Source organism: Nocardia sp. (assembly GCF_025465275.1).
Lineage (GTDB): Bacteria > Actinomycetota > Actinomycetes > Mycobacteriales > Mycobacteriaceae > Nocardia.
In genome coordinates this window covers 1-15,939 of record NZ_JAODNK010000225.1, presented here as the reverse complement: position 1 = coordinate 15,939, position 15,939 = coordinate 1, and the positions used below count along the sequence as shown (strand labels likewise).

Annotated in this window: 20 protein-coding genes and 1 pseudogene; 13 read left to right on the top strand and 8 right to left on the bottom strand. The window is 65.4% G+C overall.

Annotated features, from left to right (window positions below; genetic code table 11):
* Nucleotides 1–48 precede the first annotated feature (48 nt).
* The 6 genes from JWN03_RS43870 to JWN03_RS43845 all read left to right on the top strand — a co-directional run bounded on the left by JWN03_RS43870 (nt 49) and on the right by JWN03_RS43845 (nt 5,750).
* Nucleotides 49–654, top strand: a complete 606-nt coding sequence (locus JWN03_RS43870) for a histidine phosphatase family protein (RefSeq protein ID WP_297628676.1) — start codon at nt 49–51, stop codon at nt 652–654.
* Complete coding sequence (locus tag JWN03_RS43865; protein WP_297628645.1) at nt 651–1,283, top strand: TlpA disulfide reductase family protein; 633 nt, start codon at nt 651–653, stop codon at nt 1,281–1,283. The genes JWN03_RS43870 and JWN03_RS43865 overlap by 4 nt, the downstream gene beginning before the upstream one ends.
* Before the next feature lie 106 nt (nt 1,284–1,389).
* Complete coding sequence (locus tag JWN03_RS43860) at nt 1,390–2,217, top strand: cytochrome c biogenesis CcdA family protein (protein WP_297628644.1); 828 nt, start codon at nt 1,390–1,392, stop codon at nt 2,215–2,217.
* Nucleotides 2,217–3,845 carry a cytochrome c biogenesis protein ResB gene (resB, locus tag JWN03_RS43855; RefSeq protein WP_297628642.1) on the top strand — a complete coding sequence of 543 codons (1,629 nt, stop codon included), beginning with the start codon at nt 2,217–2,219 and terminating at the stop codon, nt 3,843–3,845. The genes JWN03_RS43860 and resB overlap by 1 nt, the downstream gene beginning before the upstream one ends.
* A complete protein-coding gene (gene ccsB / locus JWN03_RS43850; protein WP_297628641.1) occupies nt 3,845–4,837 on the top strand; it encodes a c-type cytochrome biogenesis protein CcsB in 993 nt (330 codons plus the stop codon). The genes resB and ccsB overlap by 1 nt, the downstream gene beginning before the upstream one ends.
* A 181-nt stretch (nt 4,838–5,018) precedes the next feature.
* A complete protein-coding gene (locus JWN03_RS43845) occupies nt 5,019–5,750 on the top strand; it encodes a dienelactone hydrolase family protein (RefSeq protein ID WP_297628639.1) in 732 nt (243 codons plus the stop codon).
* 179 nt (nt 5,751–5,929) lie between these two features.
* Here JWN03_RS43845 and JWN03_RS43840 read toward each other — a convergent pair whose 3' ends face one another.
* The 4 genes from JWN03_RS43840 to JWN03_RS43825 form a co-directional block, all read right to left on the bottom strand.
* Nucleotides 5,930–6,892: an NADP-dependent oxidoreductase gene (locus tag JWN03_RS43840; protein ID WP_297628637.1), complete on the bottom strand. Its 963-nt coding sequence runs from the start codon at nt 6,890–6,892 to the stop codon at nt 5,930–5,932.
* Between the two features lie 319 nt (nt 6,893–7,211).
* Nucleotides 7,212–7,685 carry a winged helix-turn-helix transcriptional regulator gene (locus JWN03_RS43835; protein WP_297628635.1) on the bottom strand — a complete coding sequence of 158 codons (474 nt, stop codon included), beginning with the start codon at nt 7,683–7,685 and terminating at the stop codon, nt 7,212–7,214.
* Between the two features lie 113 nt (nt 7,686–7,798).
* Nucleotides 7,799–9,166, bottom strand: a complete 1,368-nt coding sequence (locus JWN03_RS43830; protein ID WP_297628633.1) for a DoxX family protein — start codon at nt 9,164–9,166, stop codon at nt 7,799–7,801.
* Between the two features lie 167 nt (nt 9,167–9,333).
* Nucleotides 9,334–9,756 (bottom strand): hypothetical protein, encoded by a 423-nt coding sequence (locus tag JWN03_RS43825; RefSeq protein ID WP_297628631.1) that lies wholly within the window; start codon nt 9,754–9,756, stop codon nt 9,334–9,336.
* A gap of 96 nt (nt 9,757–9,852) precedes the next feature.
* On the opposite strand from JWN03_RS43825, the gene JWN03_RS43820 reads away from it, so the two are divergent.
* Nucleotides 9,853–10,419: a TetR/AcrR family transcriptional regulator gene (locus JWN03_RS43820; protein ID WP_297628629.1), complete on the top strand. Its 567-nt coding sequence runs from the start codon at nt 9,853–9,855 to the stop codon at nt 10,417–10,419.
* 51 nt (nt 10,420–10,470) lie between these two features.
* Here JWN03_RS43820 and JWN03_RS43815 read toward each other — a convergent pair whose 3' ends face one another.
* Nucleotides 10,471–10,746: a hypothetical protein gene (locus tag JWN03_RS43815; RefSeq protein ID WP_297628627.1), complete on the bottom strand. Its 276-nt coding sequence runs from the start codon at nt 10,744–10,746 to the stop codon at nt 10,471–10,473.
* Between the two features lie 400 nt (nt 10,747–11,146).
* Entirely contained in the window at nt 11,147–11,380 is a 234-nt protein-coding gene (locus tag JWN03_RS43805; protein ID WP_297628623.1) for a BldC family transcriptional regulator, read from the bottom strand.
* A gap of 226 nt (nt 11,381–11,606) precedes the next feature.
* Here JWN03_RS43805 and JWN03_RS43800 point away from each other — a divergent pair, with 226 nt between their 5' ends.
* A complete protein-coding gene (locus JWN03_RS43800) occupies nt 11,607–11,915 on the top strand; it encodes a DUF4229 domain-containing protein (protein WP_297628621.1) in 309 nt (102 codons plus the stop codon).
* Nucleotides 11,912–12,997, top strand: coding sequence for a PLP-dependent cysteine synthase family protein (locus tag JWN03_RS43795; RefSeq protein WP_297628620.1), 1,086 nt, complete (start codon nt 11,912–11,914; stop codon nt 12,995–12,997). The genes JWN03_RS43800 and JWN03_RS43795 overlap by 4 nt, the downstream gene beginning before the upstream one ends.
* A gap of 37 nt (nt 12,998–13,034) precedes the next feature.
* Here the strand turns inward: JWN03_RS43795 and JWN03_RS43790 are convergent, their stop codons facing one another.
* Nucleotides 13,035–13,919 carry a helix-turn-helix domain-containing protein gene (locus tag JWN03_RS43790; RefSeq protein WP_297628618.1) on the bottom strand — a complete coding sequence of 295 codons (885 nt, stop codon included), beginning with the start codon at nt 13,917–13,919 and terminating at the stop codon, nt 13,035–13,037.
* 140 nt (nt 13,920–14,059) lie between these two features.
* Here JWN03_RS43790 and JWN03_RS43785 point away from each other — a divergent pair, with 140 nt between their 5' ends.
* The 4 genes from JWN03_RS43785 to JWN03_RS43770 all read left to right on the top strand — a co-directional run bounded on the left by JWN03_RS43785 (nt 14,060) and on the right by JWN03_RS43770 (nt 15,737).
* Nucleotides 14,060–14,371: a hypothetical protein gene (locus JWN03_RS43785; RefSeq protein ID WP_297628615.1), complete on the top strand. Its 312-nt coding sequence runs from the start codon at nt 14,060–14,062 to the stop codon at nt 14,369–14,371.
* Between the two features lie 106 nt (nt 14,372–14,477).
* Nucleotides 14,478–14,699, top strand: a complete 222-nt coding sequence (locus tag JWN03_RS43780) for a helix-turn-helix domain-containing protein (RefSeq protein WP_297628614.1) — start codon at nt 14,478–14,480, stop codon at nt 14,697–14,699.
* Nucleotides 14,699–15,286, top strand: a complete 588-nt coding sequence (locus JWN03_RS43775) for a Clp protease N-terminal domain-containing protein (protein ID WP_297628612.1) — start codon at nt 14,699–14,701, stop codon at nt 15,284–15,286. The genes JWN03_RS43780 and JWN03_RS43775 overlap by 1 nt, the downstream gene beginning before the upstream one ends.
* A gap of 70 nt (nt 15,287–15,356) precedes the next feature.
* Entirely contained in the window at nt 15,357–15,737 is a 381-nt protein-coding gene (locus JWN03_RS43770; protein WP_297628610.1) for a phage holin family protein, read from the top strand.
* A 2-nt stretch (nt 15,738–15,739) separates the two neighbouring features.
* Here the strand turns inward: JWN03_RS43770 and JWN03_RS43765 are convergent.
* Nucleotides 15,740–15,939, bottom strand: a pseudogene (locus JWN03_RS43765) (1,4-dihydroxy-2-naphthoate polyprenyltransferase); the annotation flags it as partial.

Below are 15,939 nucleotides of genomic sequence, written 5' to 3'. Positions count from 1 at the left end.
CTGTTGCCCGGTGATGTGGCTTCCGATGTCGAGACGATTGTGCATGTCATGCGGCATGGTGAGGTGCACAATCCGAAGGGGATCCTGTATGGGCGGTTGCCCGGGTTCCAGTTGTCGGTGACGGGGCGGGCGCAGGCGCAGGCCGTGGCTCGGTCGCTGGCCGATCATGATGTCGCGCTGGTGGTGGCTTCGCCGCTGCAGCGGGCGCAGGAGACCGCGGAACCCATTGCGGCACACCATGGGCTGATCATTCGGACCGATGACAATCTCATCGAGGCGGGGAACACCTTCGAGGGCCTGCGGGTGTCCATGAGTGACGGCGCGCTGTTCAAGCCGCGGCACTGGTGGAAGATGCGGGATCCGTTCACGCCGTCCTGGGGTGAGCCGTACCTGCAGATTGCGCACCGGATGCTGGCTGCCGTGAACAAGGCGCGGGTCGAGGCCGCCGGTCGCGAGGCCGTGCTGGTGTCGCATCAGCTGCCGGTGTGGACTCTGCGGCGCTTCCTGCAGGGGCAGCGCCTCTGGCACGATCCGCGCAATCGGCAGTGCTCGCTCGCCTCCATCACTTCCCTTGTGTACCAGGGCGATACGTTGATCGACATCGTGTACAGCGAACCCGCGGGGGCCTCGGATCCCAAGGTGACGGGAGCATGAGCCGGTCCGCGTCCCTGCCCGGATCGCTCCGGCGCACAGCGTCGATCCTGCTGGCGAGTCTGTCCCTGGTGGCGGTGCTCGCCGGTTGCTCGACCGCAGGTAAGGACGCGGTAGCGCAGGGCGGCACCTTCGAGTTCATCTCGCCCGGCGGTAAGACCGACATCACCTACGATCCGCCGTCTTCGCGCGGCACCATCGGCAAGTTGTCGGGCCCGGATCTCATGACCGCCGGCAAGACCACCTCGGTGGACGATTTCCCCGGCAAGGTCGTCGTCATCAATATCTGGGGTCAGTGGTGTGGCCCGTGCCGCGCGGAAGCGCCTGCGCTGGAACAGGTTTACGCGGCGACCCGGGACAAGGGCGTCGCCTTCCTCGGCATTGATGTCCGCGACAATCAGCAGGACAAGGCCCAGGATTTCGTCACCGACAACAAGATCGGCTACCCGTCGATCTACGACCCGTCGATGCGCAGCCTGCTCGCCCTCGGCGGCAAATTCCCGACCAGCGTCATCCCCACCACCATCGTGCTCGACCGCAACCATCGGGTCGCCGCCGTCTTCCTGCGCTCACTCCTGGCCGATGACCTCCAGCCCACCGTGACCCGCCTCGCCGCGGAGGCAGCACAGTGAATGTCCCCTCCTCCGCCGAACAGCCTGTATCCCAACGGAACAGCTCTCACCGGGGCTGTTCGGTGCGGTCAAGCGCTGTGCGCTGCGCCGGGTTGGAGGTCTGGCGATGAGTAACGTGACTGTGCTTGCGAGCGTGGGGGATTCGTTCCAGCAGACTGCTGCTACCGGGCCGCTGCTGCTCGCGCTCGGGGCGTGCGTGCTGGCGGGTCTGGTGTCGTTCGCCTCGCCGTGTGTAGTGCCGCTGGTGCCGGGGTATCTGTCCTATCTGGCCGGAGTTGTCGGTGCGGAAGCACCGCCGGTGACGGTCGAATCAGCGCAGCGCACCGTGGTCGAGGAACGCCATCGCGGTCGTATGCGGGTCGCGGGGGCGGCGGGCCTGTTCGTGCTCGGTTTCACCGTGGTGTTCGTGCTCGCCTCCGCCACGGTGTTCGGCACGATCCAAGCCTTGAACGTGAATCGTGAACTGCTGCAACGCATCGGCGGTGGTGTCACCATCCTGATGGGCCTGGCGTTCATCGGACTCATTCCGGCGCTACAGCGTGATACCCGTATGGAGCCGCGCCGTCTCAGTGGTCTGATCGGCGCACCCCTGCTGGGCGCGGTCTTCGCGCTCGGCTGGACGCCGTGCCTGGGCCCCACCCTGTCCGGTGTGATGGCCGTATCCGCGGGCACCGAGGGCACCACCGCCATCCGCGGTGTCGCCCTCATCGTGGCCTACTGCCTGGGTCTCGGCCTGCCCTTCGTAATCCTGGCGTTCGGCTCGGCGACCGCATTGCGCGGCGTCGGCTGGTTGCGCCGCAATTCCCGCACCATTCAGGTGATCGGCGGCATCCTGCTGGTTGCCGTCGGCATCGCCCTGGTGACCGGAGCGTGGGACCAGTTCATCTCCTGGGTCCGCGACGCCTTCGTCTCGAATGTGACCCTGCCGATCTGATGACCACAACCATCGAAACCCCCGCCGCCCCCGCCCGTCCGCCGCGTCAGTCGCTGCCGGGCCGCGCGTTCGCACTGCTGCGCAATACCTGGCGCGGGCTCACCAGTATGCGCACCGCGCTCATGCTGCTGTTCCTGCTCGCCTTGGCTGCCATCCCCGGTGCGCTACTGCCGCAACGCAGTCTGAACAAGCAGAAGGTCGACACCTACATCGAGAACCGGCCGACGCTGGGCCACTGGATGGACCGGGTGCAGCTGTTCGACGTGTTCTCCAGTTTCTGGTTCACGGCGATCTATGTGCTGCTGTTCGTTTCGCTGGTGGGCTGCATCATGCCGCGCGTGCTCGATCACTATCGGGCGCTGCGCACTCCGCCGGTGAAGGCGCCGCGCAATCTCGCGCGACTGCCGCACCATTTCAGCGGGAGCGATGCGGGCACGCCGGACGAAGTCATCGCACGCGCTCGGAAAGAGCTGCGCGGCTGGCGAACCGTGGTGCTGCCGGGCACCCGCGAGGGCGAGATCACGCTGTCGGCGGAGAAGGGGTACATCCGCGAAGCGGGCAATCTGGTCTTCCATTTGGCGCTGGTCTGCCTGCTGGCGGCGATCGCCATCGGCAAGCTGTTCGGCTACGAGGGCAATGTGGTTGTCATCGCGAACGACGGCCCGGGTTTCTGCACCACCTCGCCCGCGGTGTTCGACTCCTTCCGCGCCGGCAATGTGAACGACGGCACCGGATTGGCGCCGATGTGTGTGCGGGTCAAGGACTTCAAGGCCGATTATCTGCCCACCGGTCAGGCCGCCATGTTCACCTCGAACATCCAGTATCAGACCGGTAAGGATCTGGACTCCGGCACCTGGCGCGACACCACCATTCAGGTGAATCATCCGCTGCGGGTCGCCGGGGACCGGGTTTACCTGCAGGGCCACGGTTTTGCACCGACCTTCACGGTGACCTTCCCGAACGGGCAGACGCGCACCGAGACGATCCAGTGGAAGCCCGACGACGCGACCACCTTCCTGTCCTCGGGTGTGCTGCGCATCGATCCGCCGGGCGGCATGTATCCGAACGAGGAGGAACGGCGCAAGCATCAGGTCGCCATTCAGGGCCTGTTCGCGCCGACCGCGCTGCTGCACGGTTCGCTGCTCACCTCCATGTATCCGGGCATGCGGGATCCGATGGTCGCCGTGGATATCTACAAGGGTGATACCGGACTGGATACCGGACGCGCACAGTCGTTGTTCTCGCTGGATCCGGAGATGATCAAGCAGGGCCGGCTGACCAAGGAGCAGCGGGTGAATCTCAAGCCCGGTGAAACCTCGAACCTGTCCGACGGCACCAAGGTGACCTTCGACGGTGCGCAGGAATTCGTGAATCTGCAGGTCTCGCATGATCCGGCACAGCAGTGGGTGCTGGTGAGCGCGGTGACCATGATGGCGGGTCTGCTGGTGTCGCTGCTGGTGAAGCGGCGGCGCATCTGGCTCCGGGTTTACCCGGGCACCGAGAACGATGCAAAACGACGTACCGTAGTAGAAATGGGCGGATTGGCCCGCACCGACCAGGCTGGTTGGGGCGGCGAATTCGACCGATTACGTGAGCGGCTGCTGACCGAGAACACGGGAGAGAAGTAATGCCGATCAACGAGACCATCGCCTCCTATAGCGATCTCGCGTTCAAATCGGCCATCGTGATCTATGCGCTGGTCTTCATCATGCTGGTGTGGCAGTTCGCCGTCACCCGCACGGTGCCCACCACCGCCCGGGAGCTGGTGACCGTCGGCGGCGGCGCAGCGGATCCGGTGCCCGCGGCGTCGGTGCAGGTTCCCGGCAAGGTCGTCCCGGCGGACGGCCCGCAGCGTTCGTTCCCGGAACGCTTGGGCAATATGGCTTTTGCCGTGCTGTTCGTCGGCTTCGGCGCGCACGTGGTGTCGATCATCTTGCGCGGCTTCGCGACTCACCGTTTCCCGCTCGGCAATATGTTCGAGTTCATCACCATGGCGTGCGCCGCCGCCCTGCTGGTCGGCCTGGTGCTGCTGCGTGATCAACGCTACCGCGCCATGTGGTCGTTCCTGCTGCTGCCGGTGCTCATCCTGCTGTTCCTGGCCGGCACCAAACTGCATGTCGACGCCGCGCCGGTGGTGCCCGCGCTGAAGTCGTACTGGCTGCCCATCCATGTGACCGTCGTATCCATCGGCAGCGGTGTCTTCCTGGTCTCGGGTGTAGCGAGTCTGCTGTTCCTGTACCGCATCTGGCAGCCCGCCGGCCTCGAGTCCGACAATATCTTCGGCCAGTTCGCCAGCCGCCTCCCCGACGCCGAAATGCTGGACCGCCTCGCCTACCGCACCACCATCATCGGCTTCCCCATCTTCGGCACCGGCGTCATCCTCGGCGCCATCTGGGCCGAAGCCGCCTGGGGCCGCTTCTGGGGCTGGGACCCCAAGGAAACCTGCTCCTTCATAGCCTGGGTCCTCTACGCCGCCTACCTGCACGCCCGAGCCACCTCCGGCTGGCGCGACACCAAAGCCGCCTGGATCAATATCGCCGGCTTCACCGCAATGCTCTTCAATCTCTTCATCATCAACATCGTGGTGAGCGGCTTGCACTCGTACGCGGGCCTCAACTGACACGGCGAAAACCGGTTGCCAGACCATGGCGACCACTGCTACTTTGCCGGTGGCCGTGTGAGAGAACGAGGAGGTGGTACCTGTGAACGCACTATCGACATGGGTGCTCCCCTCTCGGGTCATGGTCGGGCGATAGGTCGTCCGGGAGCGCCGTTCAAGAGCACTCCCGAAAGGCACGACCATGCAATTCACTTCTGAAAAGCGCCTCGACGACGGCGTCATCGAGCGCGAATTCACTCTCGGCGAGATCCCCGGCATCCTGTGGACGCCCGGATCCGCATCCGCACCGACACCGTTGATTCTGCTCGGCCACCCCGGCGGACTGCGCAAGATGTACCCCCGACTGGCGGCCCGGGCCCGGCACGTCGTGGCGGAGGGATACGCCGCGGCCACCATCGAGCTGCCCTGGGCCGGTGACCGGCCCGGTTCCGCCGCCGCCGACCAGGTTCGCGCCGACCTGCGCCGGGTGCTGGCGGCCGGCGAGCCGGTCACCGACGATATCGTCGACCGGCTCATCCTCCCGCTGGTTGAAACGGCGGTCCCGGAATGGCGGGCCACCCTGGACGCCCTGCTCGAGCTGCCCGAGATCGGGGGCCCGGTCGGGTTCGCGGGCGGGGTGATCTCCATCGGTGTCCGGCTGGCGGTGGTCGAGCCGCGCATCTCGGCGGCCGTACTGTTCGCGGGGAGTTTTGTGCCCCGCATCATGTTCGAGGAGGCTCGGCAGGTCACCATTCCGCTGTATGTGCTGCTGCAGTGGGACGACGAAGGGAACGACCGGCAGATGGCCTTGGACCTGTTCGACGCGTTCGGCTCCAAGGAGAAGACGCTGCTGGCCAATATGGGCGGGCACACCGGCGTCCCGCAGCACGCGGGGGAGGAAGGGAACCGGTTCTTCGCCCGGCACCTGAGGTGAGGCAAGCCCGTCAGACCGGCAACCGACGCTAGGAGCTGTCGGCCAGAATGCCGCTCATCGAGACAGGTCCCGGCCTTTCTCGATGAGCGGTGACCAGCAGATGCGCAACCGCCCCGATCGCGGCGGTACCGGCTATCGGCGCAACCGCCTCGATCGGGGCGGTGTGATGGATGCGCAGGTCAGGGGATCAGCACGAGCTTGCCGGGCGCGTGTCCGGCAATGCCGACCTCGTGGGCCTTCGCGGCCTCGGTGAGCGGGAAGGTGGCATCGACGATGACGCGCAGCGCGCCGGACCCGGCCCGCTCGACGAGTTCACCGCGGGCGGCCGCGCGGATTTCGGTGCCCGCGTCCTGCCCCGGCCCGTAGCCGAGCAGCTTGATGCCGGTCGTGGCGCGTCGTGGCGACCCGGCGATCGAGGCGATCCGGGCGCGGTCGGCCACCAGCTCCAGCGAGACGTCGAGCGCCTCGTCGCTGCCGGCGAAGTCTACTGCGGCGGTAATACCCTGCGGTGCAACAGATTTCACCCGGTCGACGAGCCCCGGGCCGTAGGCGACGGGGATGGCGCCGAGCTCGCGCAACAGTGCGTGGTTGCGCTCGGCGGCGGTGGCGATCACCGTCGCACCCTGCGCGGTGGCCAACTGCACGCCCATGAGGCCGACCCCGCCGGCCCCGCCGTGGACGAGCACCGTGTCGCCGGCGCCCACACCGGCGGCGTGCAGCGCGTGGACGGCGGTGGTGCCGGTCAGCATGAGCGACCCTGCCTCGGCCCACCCGATCCCCGCGGGCTTGGGGAAGATCGACGTCGCCGGGGCCGTCACGTAGTCGGCGTAGGCGGCCGTCACGGGGTACACGATGACCTCGTCCCCGACCTGCACACCGGTGACATCCGCACCGACCTCGGTGACGACGCCCGCGCACTCCAGACCGATCGAGGGCATCGAGGCGGCGACCCCGGCAGCGTCCTTGTGGTTTTCATCCACGGCATGGAAAGCCCCGCTGTAGATCTTCCAGTCGATCGGGTTTACTCCCGCGGCCCGGACCTCGACGACCACGCCGCCGGCGGCCGCCCGCGGAGTCGGCACCTCGGTCACGGCGAGCACATCGGGTGTGCCGTAGGCGGTCGGACGCACGATTCTTGACATAACTGGCTTCCTGTCCTGGTGGGACGGCAGTCGGCACTGCCCGGCGAGGGGCGGCGCAACCGATCGTCTGTCTCGTCGACTGCGGCACATCCGCTGTCGAGAACTCCTGAGAATCAGTATTGGCCGACCAAGTCATGACATGCAGCGCAACATAGATAAGGGATACTTGCGTCAAACGCAATAGGTTGGCATGGGGATTCCGGCGGAGAATCTGGTCATCATCAACATTGTGGTGAGCGGGCCGCGTAGCTATGAGGGCCTCGCGCGGCCGCGTGACCCGCGAATGCCGTGCTGCCGGAATTACTTGCAGCGCAGTCGATTACGCGCCTGCGACTGAGGCGCCGTGCTCGCCTACCTTTCGGACTCGGGTGGTTGTCGCGGTGACGAGTTCGCCCTCGGGGTTTTCGGGGCGTAGCTGGGCGATGGGGTTGCCGGCGTGGTCGATGAGTGTCGAGTGGGGTTCGTTATCGGCGAAGGTGTGGCGTTCTCCCCATTGGCGTAGTGCCACGACGACGGTGAAGAGGTCTTGTCCCTCTGCGGTGAGTTCGTAGCTGTGCCGCTTGCCGCCGGGGAGGGTGCTCGTGGTGAGGATGCCCTGGTCGACGAGTTTGCGGAGGCGATCGGTGAGGATGTTCCGGGCTATTCCGAGCCGCTGCTGGAAGTCGGTGAAGGTTGACGCGCCGTCCATGGCGTCGCGCACGATCAGCAGACTCCATCGGTCGCCCACAAGGTCGACAGTGCGCGCGACCGGGCAGGAGGGGTCGGTCCACTCGCGGCCGGAACTGAGCGTCATGGTCGTACACCTCTCCCGATCAGTTGCAATTCAAGACCATTATGCCCCGTTGTTCAGGGAGTGGGCTGCGGCGGGGGCGGGGTGGGTGGTGCGCGCGTAGAACCTGCTGAGCCCTAACGGAAGTAGGGAACCGGCTGCATCCAGTGGAAGCCGCGGGCGACGGCCGGGAAGCGCTCGAGGTCGATTCGGGTCAGCTGCATTCGCACCGGGCGTCCGCCGAGCTGGCCGGCGAGAATGAGTTGATTCGGTTGCGGCTGTTGGTATTCCAGCGTTGCGATCTTCAGCTGGTGGCCCAGGTCTTTCGACAGGGTGAGGGTGTGCCGGTCGGTGTCGATCTGCGCCGGGAGGGAGAACAGCGAATCGTCCATCCGCTGTGCGGTGACCCCGATCGGTATATCGAAGATGATTCGGCGCAATCGAACTGTGGCGCTGAGCATTTGATTATCGTTCGGTGATTCGCTGTAGTCGACCAGTGGCGGCATCTCCTGTCCGGCCACGGTGTAGTCGGTGATATCCCAGATGCCGTAGAGCGGGGAGTGCGGCCGGGCATTGCCGTAGCTGTGCCAGGCGTCGGAGCCCTCGGTGATCGCGGTGAACAGCAGCCACGCTCCGAATACCGCCTGGGCGACCAGCAGGATCCGGTTGCCGCGCGGTGTTGTGCGCAGTGACTCCGGGCTCCGGAACGGCACGGCACCCCCGACCAGTGCCGTGACGATCCGGAAAATGTGGGGTGCGGCCAGCACTACCGCGTACGCGAGCAGTTGCAGGGAGAAGATCTTCACCGGCACATCGAAGGTGAGATTCAGCAGGAAGATCTGCAGTGTCACGATGACGGCGAGCACCGCGCCCAGACCGGCGGTCCTGGGCAGCACGAGCAGTAGCGCCGCGGTGATTTCGGCTGCGCCCAAAGCGATTTCGTACGGCTGCGACAGTGACGTCTGCGACCACAGCACCGCCATCGGGCTCATATCGCCGAACGGTTCCACCAGTCGGTCCAGGCTGAACGACATCTGCGAGGGCAGCAGTTTCACCATCCCGTACAGCAGCAGTGCGCTCACCAGTGCGGCCCGCAGCAGCAATCGGAACCACTCGTACAACCGCGAGTAATTCGGCCGGCGGCGATCCAGCACCGACCACACGACGGTGGCCGCTACCGAGACCAGCAGCAGTGTGAAAATCGAAACCCATTGCGCCGCAGTATCTCCACTGCCGGTCGGCGTGTAATCGATTCGCGTGCCGAAGACATGGTAGCCCACCGAGTCGCTGAGCGGATGCAGCGCCGTCCACTCCGCCACCTCGGTCACCATCCGCTGGGGCAATCCGAACGAGCGCAACAGCGCATACGCCAGCCATGCTCCCGCCATTCCGATCCCCAGGAAGACGGCGCCGAACCGGAACACCGCACGTACCAGCGGATGCCACCGCTCGACCGCCGGCTGCCCCTCGTCCCCGCCGATCACCTCGGCCGCCAACTGTGTCACCACACCGATCCCTCTCGCAGCCAAGTGCCTTGCGGGCCAGAACGTTATGGCAGCGAGCGGGACAGTCGTATCCGGCAAAACCGTTGCCCCGAGCGTCCGTGCCCCCGGTGTTCGTGCCACCGATCTTCATGCAGGGCACGTCCGCACGGCTGACGACTTCGCGTTTGTTATTGCGCCGCAGCGGTTACCGCCGCGATGAGCGCAGCGCCGGTATATGCGCGGCCGCCGAGGCCCCAACCGCCGTCGGGGGCGTTGAGGATATTGACCCACGTGTCGGAGCGCTGGTGGGCGGGAATGGTCAAGGTGTCGACTATGTCGGTGGCAACGGCGATGAAAGCCGCTCGGCCGGCCGGATCGGGCAGTCCGATATTGGGGAGTTTCAATTCGACCATGATCAGCGGCCGGTTGACCCCGCCGCCGTAAATACTGGCGGCGGGAAGCAGATGCACTGTGCCGCCGATGATTTCGGTGAAGAAAGGGTTACCGGCCCCACCGCTGATCTCCAGGAGAGCTGCGGTCAGGCGTGGCAGGATTTCACGTTCACCGGCTTCGGTGAGTACTCCGGCGGGTGCGGTGACGGTGATCGGCATGGGAGCCTCCGGTATCGATAGCACTAGTACGTACGTACTAGCGATTCGAGTGTGGCCTAGGATGGGCGTACTAGTCAATACTTCGGAGGAGGCGCGATGGCGACCACGCGCGATCGCATGATCGATGCGACCGTCGATGCGCTGCGGCAGAAGGGCGTCGCCGGCATGTCGTTCACCGCCGTCCTGGATGCCAGCGGGGCGGCGCGCGGCGCGATCTACCACCACTTCCCGGGCGGAAAGGCCGAACTCGTGGCCGAGGCCGCCGCCCGCAACGGCAATGAGGTGCGCACACATCTCGGCGCGCTGCCGACTGCCGATCCGGCGAGCTTGGTCGCCGCATTCCTGGCGGCAGTACGCCCGGTGGTGGAGGCATCCGCGGACGGCGCCGGTTGTGCGGTCGCGGCGATCACCGTAGATCCGGACAGTGATTCGCTCCGCGCCGTGGCGGCCACCGCATTCGATTCGTGGACAACAACTCTGGCGGCACGACTGACGGATGCCGGAGTCGGCGTGCAGGCGGCCACCGATTTCGCGACCACGCTGATCACCCTGCTGCAGGGCGCCCACGTACTCTGCCGCGCGGACGGAACCATCGCACCGTTCGACCGAATGGCGCGCACCGCAATGGATCTCGTCACGCACCGCTTCCCGCCTGCGGCGTGAGAGCGAACGAGAGATCCCCGCGGCCCGGATGGGTGCGGGGATCTCTCGGTCTCAGGTGGGTTCGGGTCCGATGGAGTCGGCGTTGGCGAGCTTGACGGCTTCGCCGGTGGCTTCCTTGGCTCGGGCGCGGTCCCATTTGGGATTATCGGTGTGATTGCTCTCGGCTACCCGGGCCTGCATGGGTTCGATCAGCGGATCGGGGGGTGGGCCGGTGCCGGAGGCCAGGCGGGCCGCATCTGTTTCGCGGCGTTGGTCGCGGCGTTCGGCGGAGTGCGTATCTCCCTGCTTGCGGCGTGCATCCTGTGAGAGGTTCTCGTCCTTTTCCATCGGGCACCTTCCGGTCGCATACGGATGTCAACCAGTATGCGCTCGGAGCAGTGCCCGTCAGGAGCGGTCTCGCTGGAAAATAACCAGGGCGGTCGGTTTGCTAGGGAATCGCCGACCTGGGAGAAGGGCTCAGTGATCGGGGGAGCCGGGTTCGCCGTCTCGGTGCTGGCGAGAGAGCCGCCAAAGGAAATCCGCGTCATCATCGGGCCCGATAACGCGCTTACGTGATGCCGATGCTGCACCGGTGCGGGCCGGTCGCTGGGGGCCGAAAGCTTTCCAGCACAACATCGCGACGGCCACTACCGCGATGAGTGCCAACAGGTACGTCACGTCGCTCACCTCCTGCCATCGAGGGTAATGCGTGGCCGTACCCGCAGCATCGCGGAACGGTAAATAGGGGTTAGACGCGGGTCGCCTCGGTGGTGAGAGACCGGAGAAGCGTCAATACTTCGCTTTCGCGGAACCGGCGGTGACCGCCCGGAGTCCGCAGTGAGCCGAGCCGTCCCGCATGAGCCCATCGCGTCACGGTCTTCGGATCGACATGGAACAGGGCTGCCACCTGGCCTGGGGTAAGCAGGGTGTCCTGGCCGTTGACGGAACCCATTACGCGGCTCGCCGCGGTGAACGCAGTCATTCGCAAACCTTTCCGTTTCGTCAGATCCCTCATCAGTAGCGACATCGTTGCACTGCACCCCCTGTGTGTTCGAACAGTCTCGATTTGGTAAAGGGGAAGTAATAGACAAAACGGATATCCGTACTGTGTTCGCGGTCACCGATTCGGCCGCTGTAGCGAATATCCAGCGACATTCGGTCAGAGGGCACCGCGTCTGCCCGATTTGCCGTCACCTAGGCTGTTCGGCGTGAGTGACGCAACCCCGCCCCAGAGTGCGGGCCGCCGAATGGGCAAGACGCTGGCCATCTACACGCTGGCCCGACTCGCCCTGGTCGCCGTCCTCGCCGCCATCATCCTGGGCGTCGCCGCGATCGTGAAGGTCGACATCCCCGCCATTGTGGCGCTGCTGTTCGCGCTGCTCATCGCCCTGCCGCTCTCGCTGCTGGTGTTCAAAAAGCTTCGGACACAGCTCAATAGGGACATCGCCGCCTTCGATGAGAAGCGGCGTTCGGACAAGGAGCAGTTGATGTCGCGACTTCGAGGCGAAGAGAAATGAAACGCTGCGATCATTCCGCGCCGCGCGACTGGGTCGACAATGCGGTGCGATTGATCGACGCGGATGCGCAACGCAGTGCGGACACGCATCTGCTGCGCTATCCACTGCCCGCCGAATGGAACGTGCAGCTGTACCTGAAAGACGAATCCACCCACATCACAGGCAGTCTCAAGCACCGCCTGGCGCGATCGCTGTTCCTCTACGCGATCTGCAACGGCTGGGTCACCGAGGGCACCACCGTGGTGGAGGCCTCGTCGGGTTCTACCGCCATCAGCGAGGCCTACTTCGCCAAACTGCTCGGCCTGGATTTCGTGGCAGTCATGCCCGCTACCACCTCACCGGAGAAGATCGCGCTCATCGAGGCGCAGGGCGGGCGTTCGCACCTGGTCGCCAAATCGCCGGATATCTATACCGAGGCAGCGCGACTGGCAGCTGAATGCAACGGCCACTACATGGACCAGTTCACCCACGCCGAGCGCGCCACCGACTGGCGGGGCAATAACAATATTGCCGAATCGATCTTTCACCAGCTGACTTTGGAGTCGCACCCGATCCCGGAGTGGATCGTCGTCGGCGCCGGCACCGGCGGTACCAGCGCCACCATCGGCCGTTATATCCGCTACCGCCGCCATGCCACCCGGCTGGCCGTGGTGGATCCGGAGAATTCGGCCTTCTACGGCGGATACGAGCTTTCGGACGCCGGATATCAGACCGGAATGTCGTCGCGCATCGAGGGCATCGGGCGGCCGCGGGTGGAGCCCTCGTTTGTCGGCCAGGTTGTCGACACCATGATCGAAGTGCCCGATGCCGGTTCCATTGCGGCCGCCCGGCATGCGAGCGCAGTACTGGGCCGTCGGGTCGGCGGGTCCACCGGCACTAATCTGTGGGGCGCATTTGCCCTGATTGCCGACATGATCGCCGCAGATCGTACCGGCAGTGTGGTGACCCTGCTGTGTGACGGTGGAGACCGTTATGCCGGAACCTATTTCAATGACGACTGGGTTGCCGGTCAGGGGCTGAGCCTGGTGGAACCCACCGCGATCATCGATCGATTCATCGCTACCGGTCATTGGTCCGGCTAGTTTTCCCACGGCACGGCGGTCGGGTGAGAAGGGTTGATCACCCATCCAATTGATTGCCACTTGTTTGCTGTAGCGGCTGCGTTGGTGTCGGTTCGCGTAGCGAAGCTTCCTTCTGTGAGCGTCGGCCCGGGGATTCGGCTGCCTCGGGGGCGTTAATGGGCCTTGACGCGCGGGGCCTTTCGCGAAGCACTGGACGAGTGACCGCCAACGGATGATCGATGCCGCTGCCGAGCACGAGCATCCAGGACTGCAGGCTCGATTGCGTACGCCAGATGTTGATCCGCAACTCGGTAATGGCCAGCGTCTGCGGGTTCCGCACCAGCTTCGTGCGGTCGGGTCGCTCGTTGGATACCGAGTCGGTGCGCCAGACGGTGGCGAACTCCGGACTTTCCAGGCAGCGGTCGATGATCCGCTGGGTGTGCTCGTCCGGGCCGCGCCGCGCCAGCAGCAACCGGAACAGGCTGGCGGCCTGCCGCATCTCGCCCGGCCAGTCGACCAGCACGGTGCGCGCCACCGGGTTGAGCATCATCCACTCGACGTAATTGCAGCCCGGGTCCAGCTCCGGAAACGCTTCCGCGTGTGCGGAATTGACGGCCAGGATGTCCATGGTTCCCGAGATGTACGCCGCTATCTTGGGATTGAGCAGCTCGAGGTACTCCATATCGACGCTGCCGGGGTGGTCCGCCGCAATGCGCGGGAACGGCCCTTCGGCCAGGACCAGGGCGTATTCGAACTCGGCGGCCTGCAATTCCAGTGCGGTGCCGATGGATTCGATGACCCGGCGGGAGGGGTTGGCGCCGCCCTCGATCTTGGTCAGGTAGGGGACCGAGAGGTTGGCAAGCCAGGCGAGCTGCGGGCGGGTGAGGTTGGCGGCCGTTCGGCGCTGGCGAATGTACTCGCCGAACGTGGGTACTCCATTCATTACTTAGGGTGACCTTACTTGTATTGCCGTCTGGTACACACGCGGTCGTCCGGTGATACACGCACGGGATGGTCTGCGAGGGGTGTGCGGTGTCCGGTTCTGCTCCAATAGTTTGAAACAACAACAAATCAGGAGTCGAGTTGGGGCAGCATCCGCGAGCGGTGGCCGGTGACAATGTCACGGAGGGGCCCTGGGTGTTCACCTCGGGGCAAACTGCGGTCGCCTGCCAGCAGCAAGTGCGAATCGTCGAGACGGGATTCGGTGAGTTCGTGAACGCCTGGGAACCCGCGGCCTTCGGGCTCTACGAGGACCGCGACGGTGATATCTGGGAGAAGGAAGTCCGGGGCTGGCGCCTGCGGTTCCAGGGCGGCGTCGCGGTCGAGCCCGATGTGGTGTGGGGCTGGGTGGACGGGCATGTGCGCGACTACGCGCCGTTCGTCCCATGGAACTGAGCGCCGTCCGTCGGTGGTACCGACCGTTCTTCGCTGACGGCGAGAACAAATCCGGTTGTGTCAATTTTCGTTGACACGCTCGCGATGTCAACGTAAATTGACAGTCATGAGTGAAGCAACGACTCTGGCGGCCGCCGCCGGCAGTCCCGACCCACAGGTCGGACTCCGCGCGGTGTTGGCACTACGCCGGCTACTCGAGCGACTCGAGGCCATCCAGGTGACCAATGCCCGCAGGCAGGGCTGGTCCTGGCAGGCCGTCGCTGACGCGCTCGAGGTCAGCAGGCAGGCGGTCCACCAGAAGTACAACCGGAAGGGCGGTATCCGCTGATGTTCGAACGATTCGACAAGGCAGCCAAATACGCGATCGTGGTCGCGCAGGAGGAAGCGCGCGAACTGCGTGCGCCGTCCATCGATATGGAGCATGTGCTGCTCGGGCTGCTCGTCTCCCCGGACACGGGACTGCAGCGGGTGTTCGCGGAGCACGGATACACCGCAGCAGGTGTGCGGGAAGCGCTGGCGGACAAGCGAACCGGCGAACCGCTCGGCGAAGAGGATGCGGAGGCCCTGCGCTCCATCGGTATCGACCTCGACGCCGTACGCGAAAGCCTGGAGGCCACCTTTGGCGAGGACGCACTGGAACGCGCTGTGCCCATGGATGATTCGCGGCGCGGGCGCTTCCGTGGCGGCAAAGGCATGAGCTTCGGGCACATTCCGTTCGACCGGGATGCCAAGAAGGTGCTCGAGCTGTCCCTGCGGGAGGCGCATATGCGGCGTGACGATCACATCGAGGCGGGGCACATTCTGCTTGGTATCCTGCGTGCGCCCAATGCCGCCACGCGTCGACTGCTCGGCGACGATGCCGCGGTTCAGACGTTGCGCACAGCGGTTTCCGAATATCTGGACCGCGCTGCGTGATCGTGCGTGCCGGAGGCGCGGGAGCGTGTGATGGCCGACCCCGGCGGCCTTCGCCCCCTACGATCGGGGCATGACGCTCCTGCTACGTCTGATCATCAACGGTGTCGCGATCTGGCTCGCCTCGATCTGGGTGACCGGTATCGAGATCAAGAGTCCCGACGACACCACCGCGAAGAAGCTGCTCGTGATCGCGGCCATCACCGTGGTGTTCGCGATTGTGAACGCCCTGATCAAGCCGATCGTGAAGCTGCTGTCACTGCCCCTGGTGGTGCTGTCGCTCGGCCTGTTCCTGCTCATCATCAACGGTCTGATGCTGTGGCTGACCGCCAAGATCACCGAGACCACCCAGTACGGCCTGCGGGTCGACGGATTCTGGGCGGCCGTGTGGGGAGCCATCATCATCACCCTGGTGAACTGGGTGCTCGGGATCCTCGTCCCCGACGAGGACTGACCTCAGCCGAGGCCGAGCGCGAGGCCCGTGGCGATCGACCAGATCAACAGTGCGAGTCCGGTACCGGCCAGGGCGGGAATCAAACCCGGCCCGTTCTTGCCGGTGCGGACCGGCTCATTGGCCTTGAGGGCCAGAGGCAGCGCGACCAGACCGACCAGCGCCCACGGGGTGCGGGCCGCCAGCGCCAGCGTGGCCAGGAACG

Bases quoted from the DNA above. Each gene is read 5' to 3' on its own strand.
- ccsB (WP_297628641.1), top strand. From the start codon at position 3,845: ATGCCGATCAACGAGACCATCGCCTCCTATAGCGATCTCGCGTTCAAA.
- JWN03_RS43770 (WP_297628610.1), top strand. From the start codon at position 15,357: ATGACGCTCCTGCTACGTCTGATCATCAACGGTGTCGCGATCTGGCTC.
- JWN03_RS43870 (WP_297628676.1), top strand. From the start codon at position 49: ATGCGGCATGGTGAGGTGCACAATCCGAAGGGGATCCTGTATGGGCGG.
- JWN03_RS43815 (WP_297628627.1), bottom strand. From the start codon at position 10,746: ATGGAAAAGGACGAGAACCTCTCACAGGATGCACGCCGCAAGCAGGGA.
- resB (WP_297628642.1), top strand. From the start codon at position 2,217: ATGACCACAACCATCGAAACCCCCGCCGCCCCCGCCCGTCCGCCGCGT.
- JWN03_RS43805 (WP_297628623.1), bottom strand. From the start codon at position 11,380: ATGACTGCGTTCACCGCGGCGAGCCGCGTAATGGGTTCCGTCAACGGC.
- JWN03_RS43795 (WP_297628620.1), top strand. From the start codon at position 11,912: ATGAAACGCTGCGATCATTCCGCGCCGCGCGACTGGGTCGACAATGCG.
- JWN03_RS43865 (WP_297628645.1), top strand. From the start codon at position 651: ATGAGCCGGTCCGCGTCCCTGCCCGGATCGCTCCGGCGCACAGCGTCG.
- JWN03_RS43825 (WP_297628631.1), bottom strand. From the start codon at position 9,756: ATGCCGATCACCGTCACCGCACCCGCCGGAGTACTCACCGAAGCCGGT.
- JWN03_RS43820 (WP_297628629.1), top strand. From the start codon at position 9,853: ATGGCGACCACGCGCGATCGCATGATCGATGCGACCGTCGATGCGCTG.
- JWN03_RS43780 (WP_297628614.1), top strand. From the start codon at position 14,478: ATGAGTGAAGCAACGACTCTGGCGGCCGCCGCCGGCAGTCCCGACCCA.
- JWN03_RS43840 (WP_297628637.1), bottom strand. From the start codon at position 6,892: ATGTCAAGAATCGTGCGTCCGACCGCCTACGGCACACCCGATGTGCTC.
- JWN03_RS43790 (WP_297628618.1), bottom strand. From the start codon at position 13,919: ATGAATGGAGTACCCACGTTCGGCGAGTACATTCGCCAGCGCCGAACG.
- JWN03_RS43835 (WP_297628635.1), bottom strand. From the start codon at position 7,685: ATGACGCTCAGTTCCGGCCGCGAGTGGACCGACCCCTCCTGCCCGGTC.
- JWN03_RS43845 (WP_297628639.1), top strand. From the start codon at position 5,019: ATGCAATTCACTTCTGAAAAGCGCCTCGACGACGGCGTCATCGAGCGC.
- JWN03_RS43860 (WP_297628644.1), top strand. From the start codon at position 1,390: ATGAGTAACGTGACTGTGCTTGCGAGCGTGGGGGATTCGTTCCAGCAG.
- JWN03_RS43775 (WP_297628612.1), top strand. From the start codon at position 14,699: ATGTTCGAACGATTCGACAAGGCAGCCAAATACGCGATCGTGGTCGCG.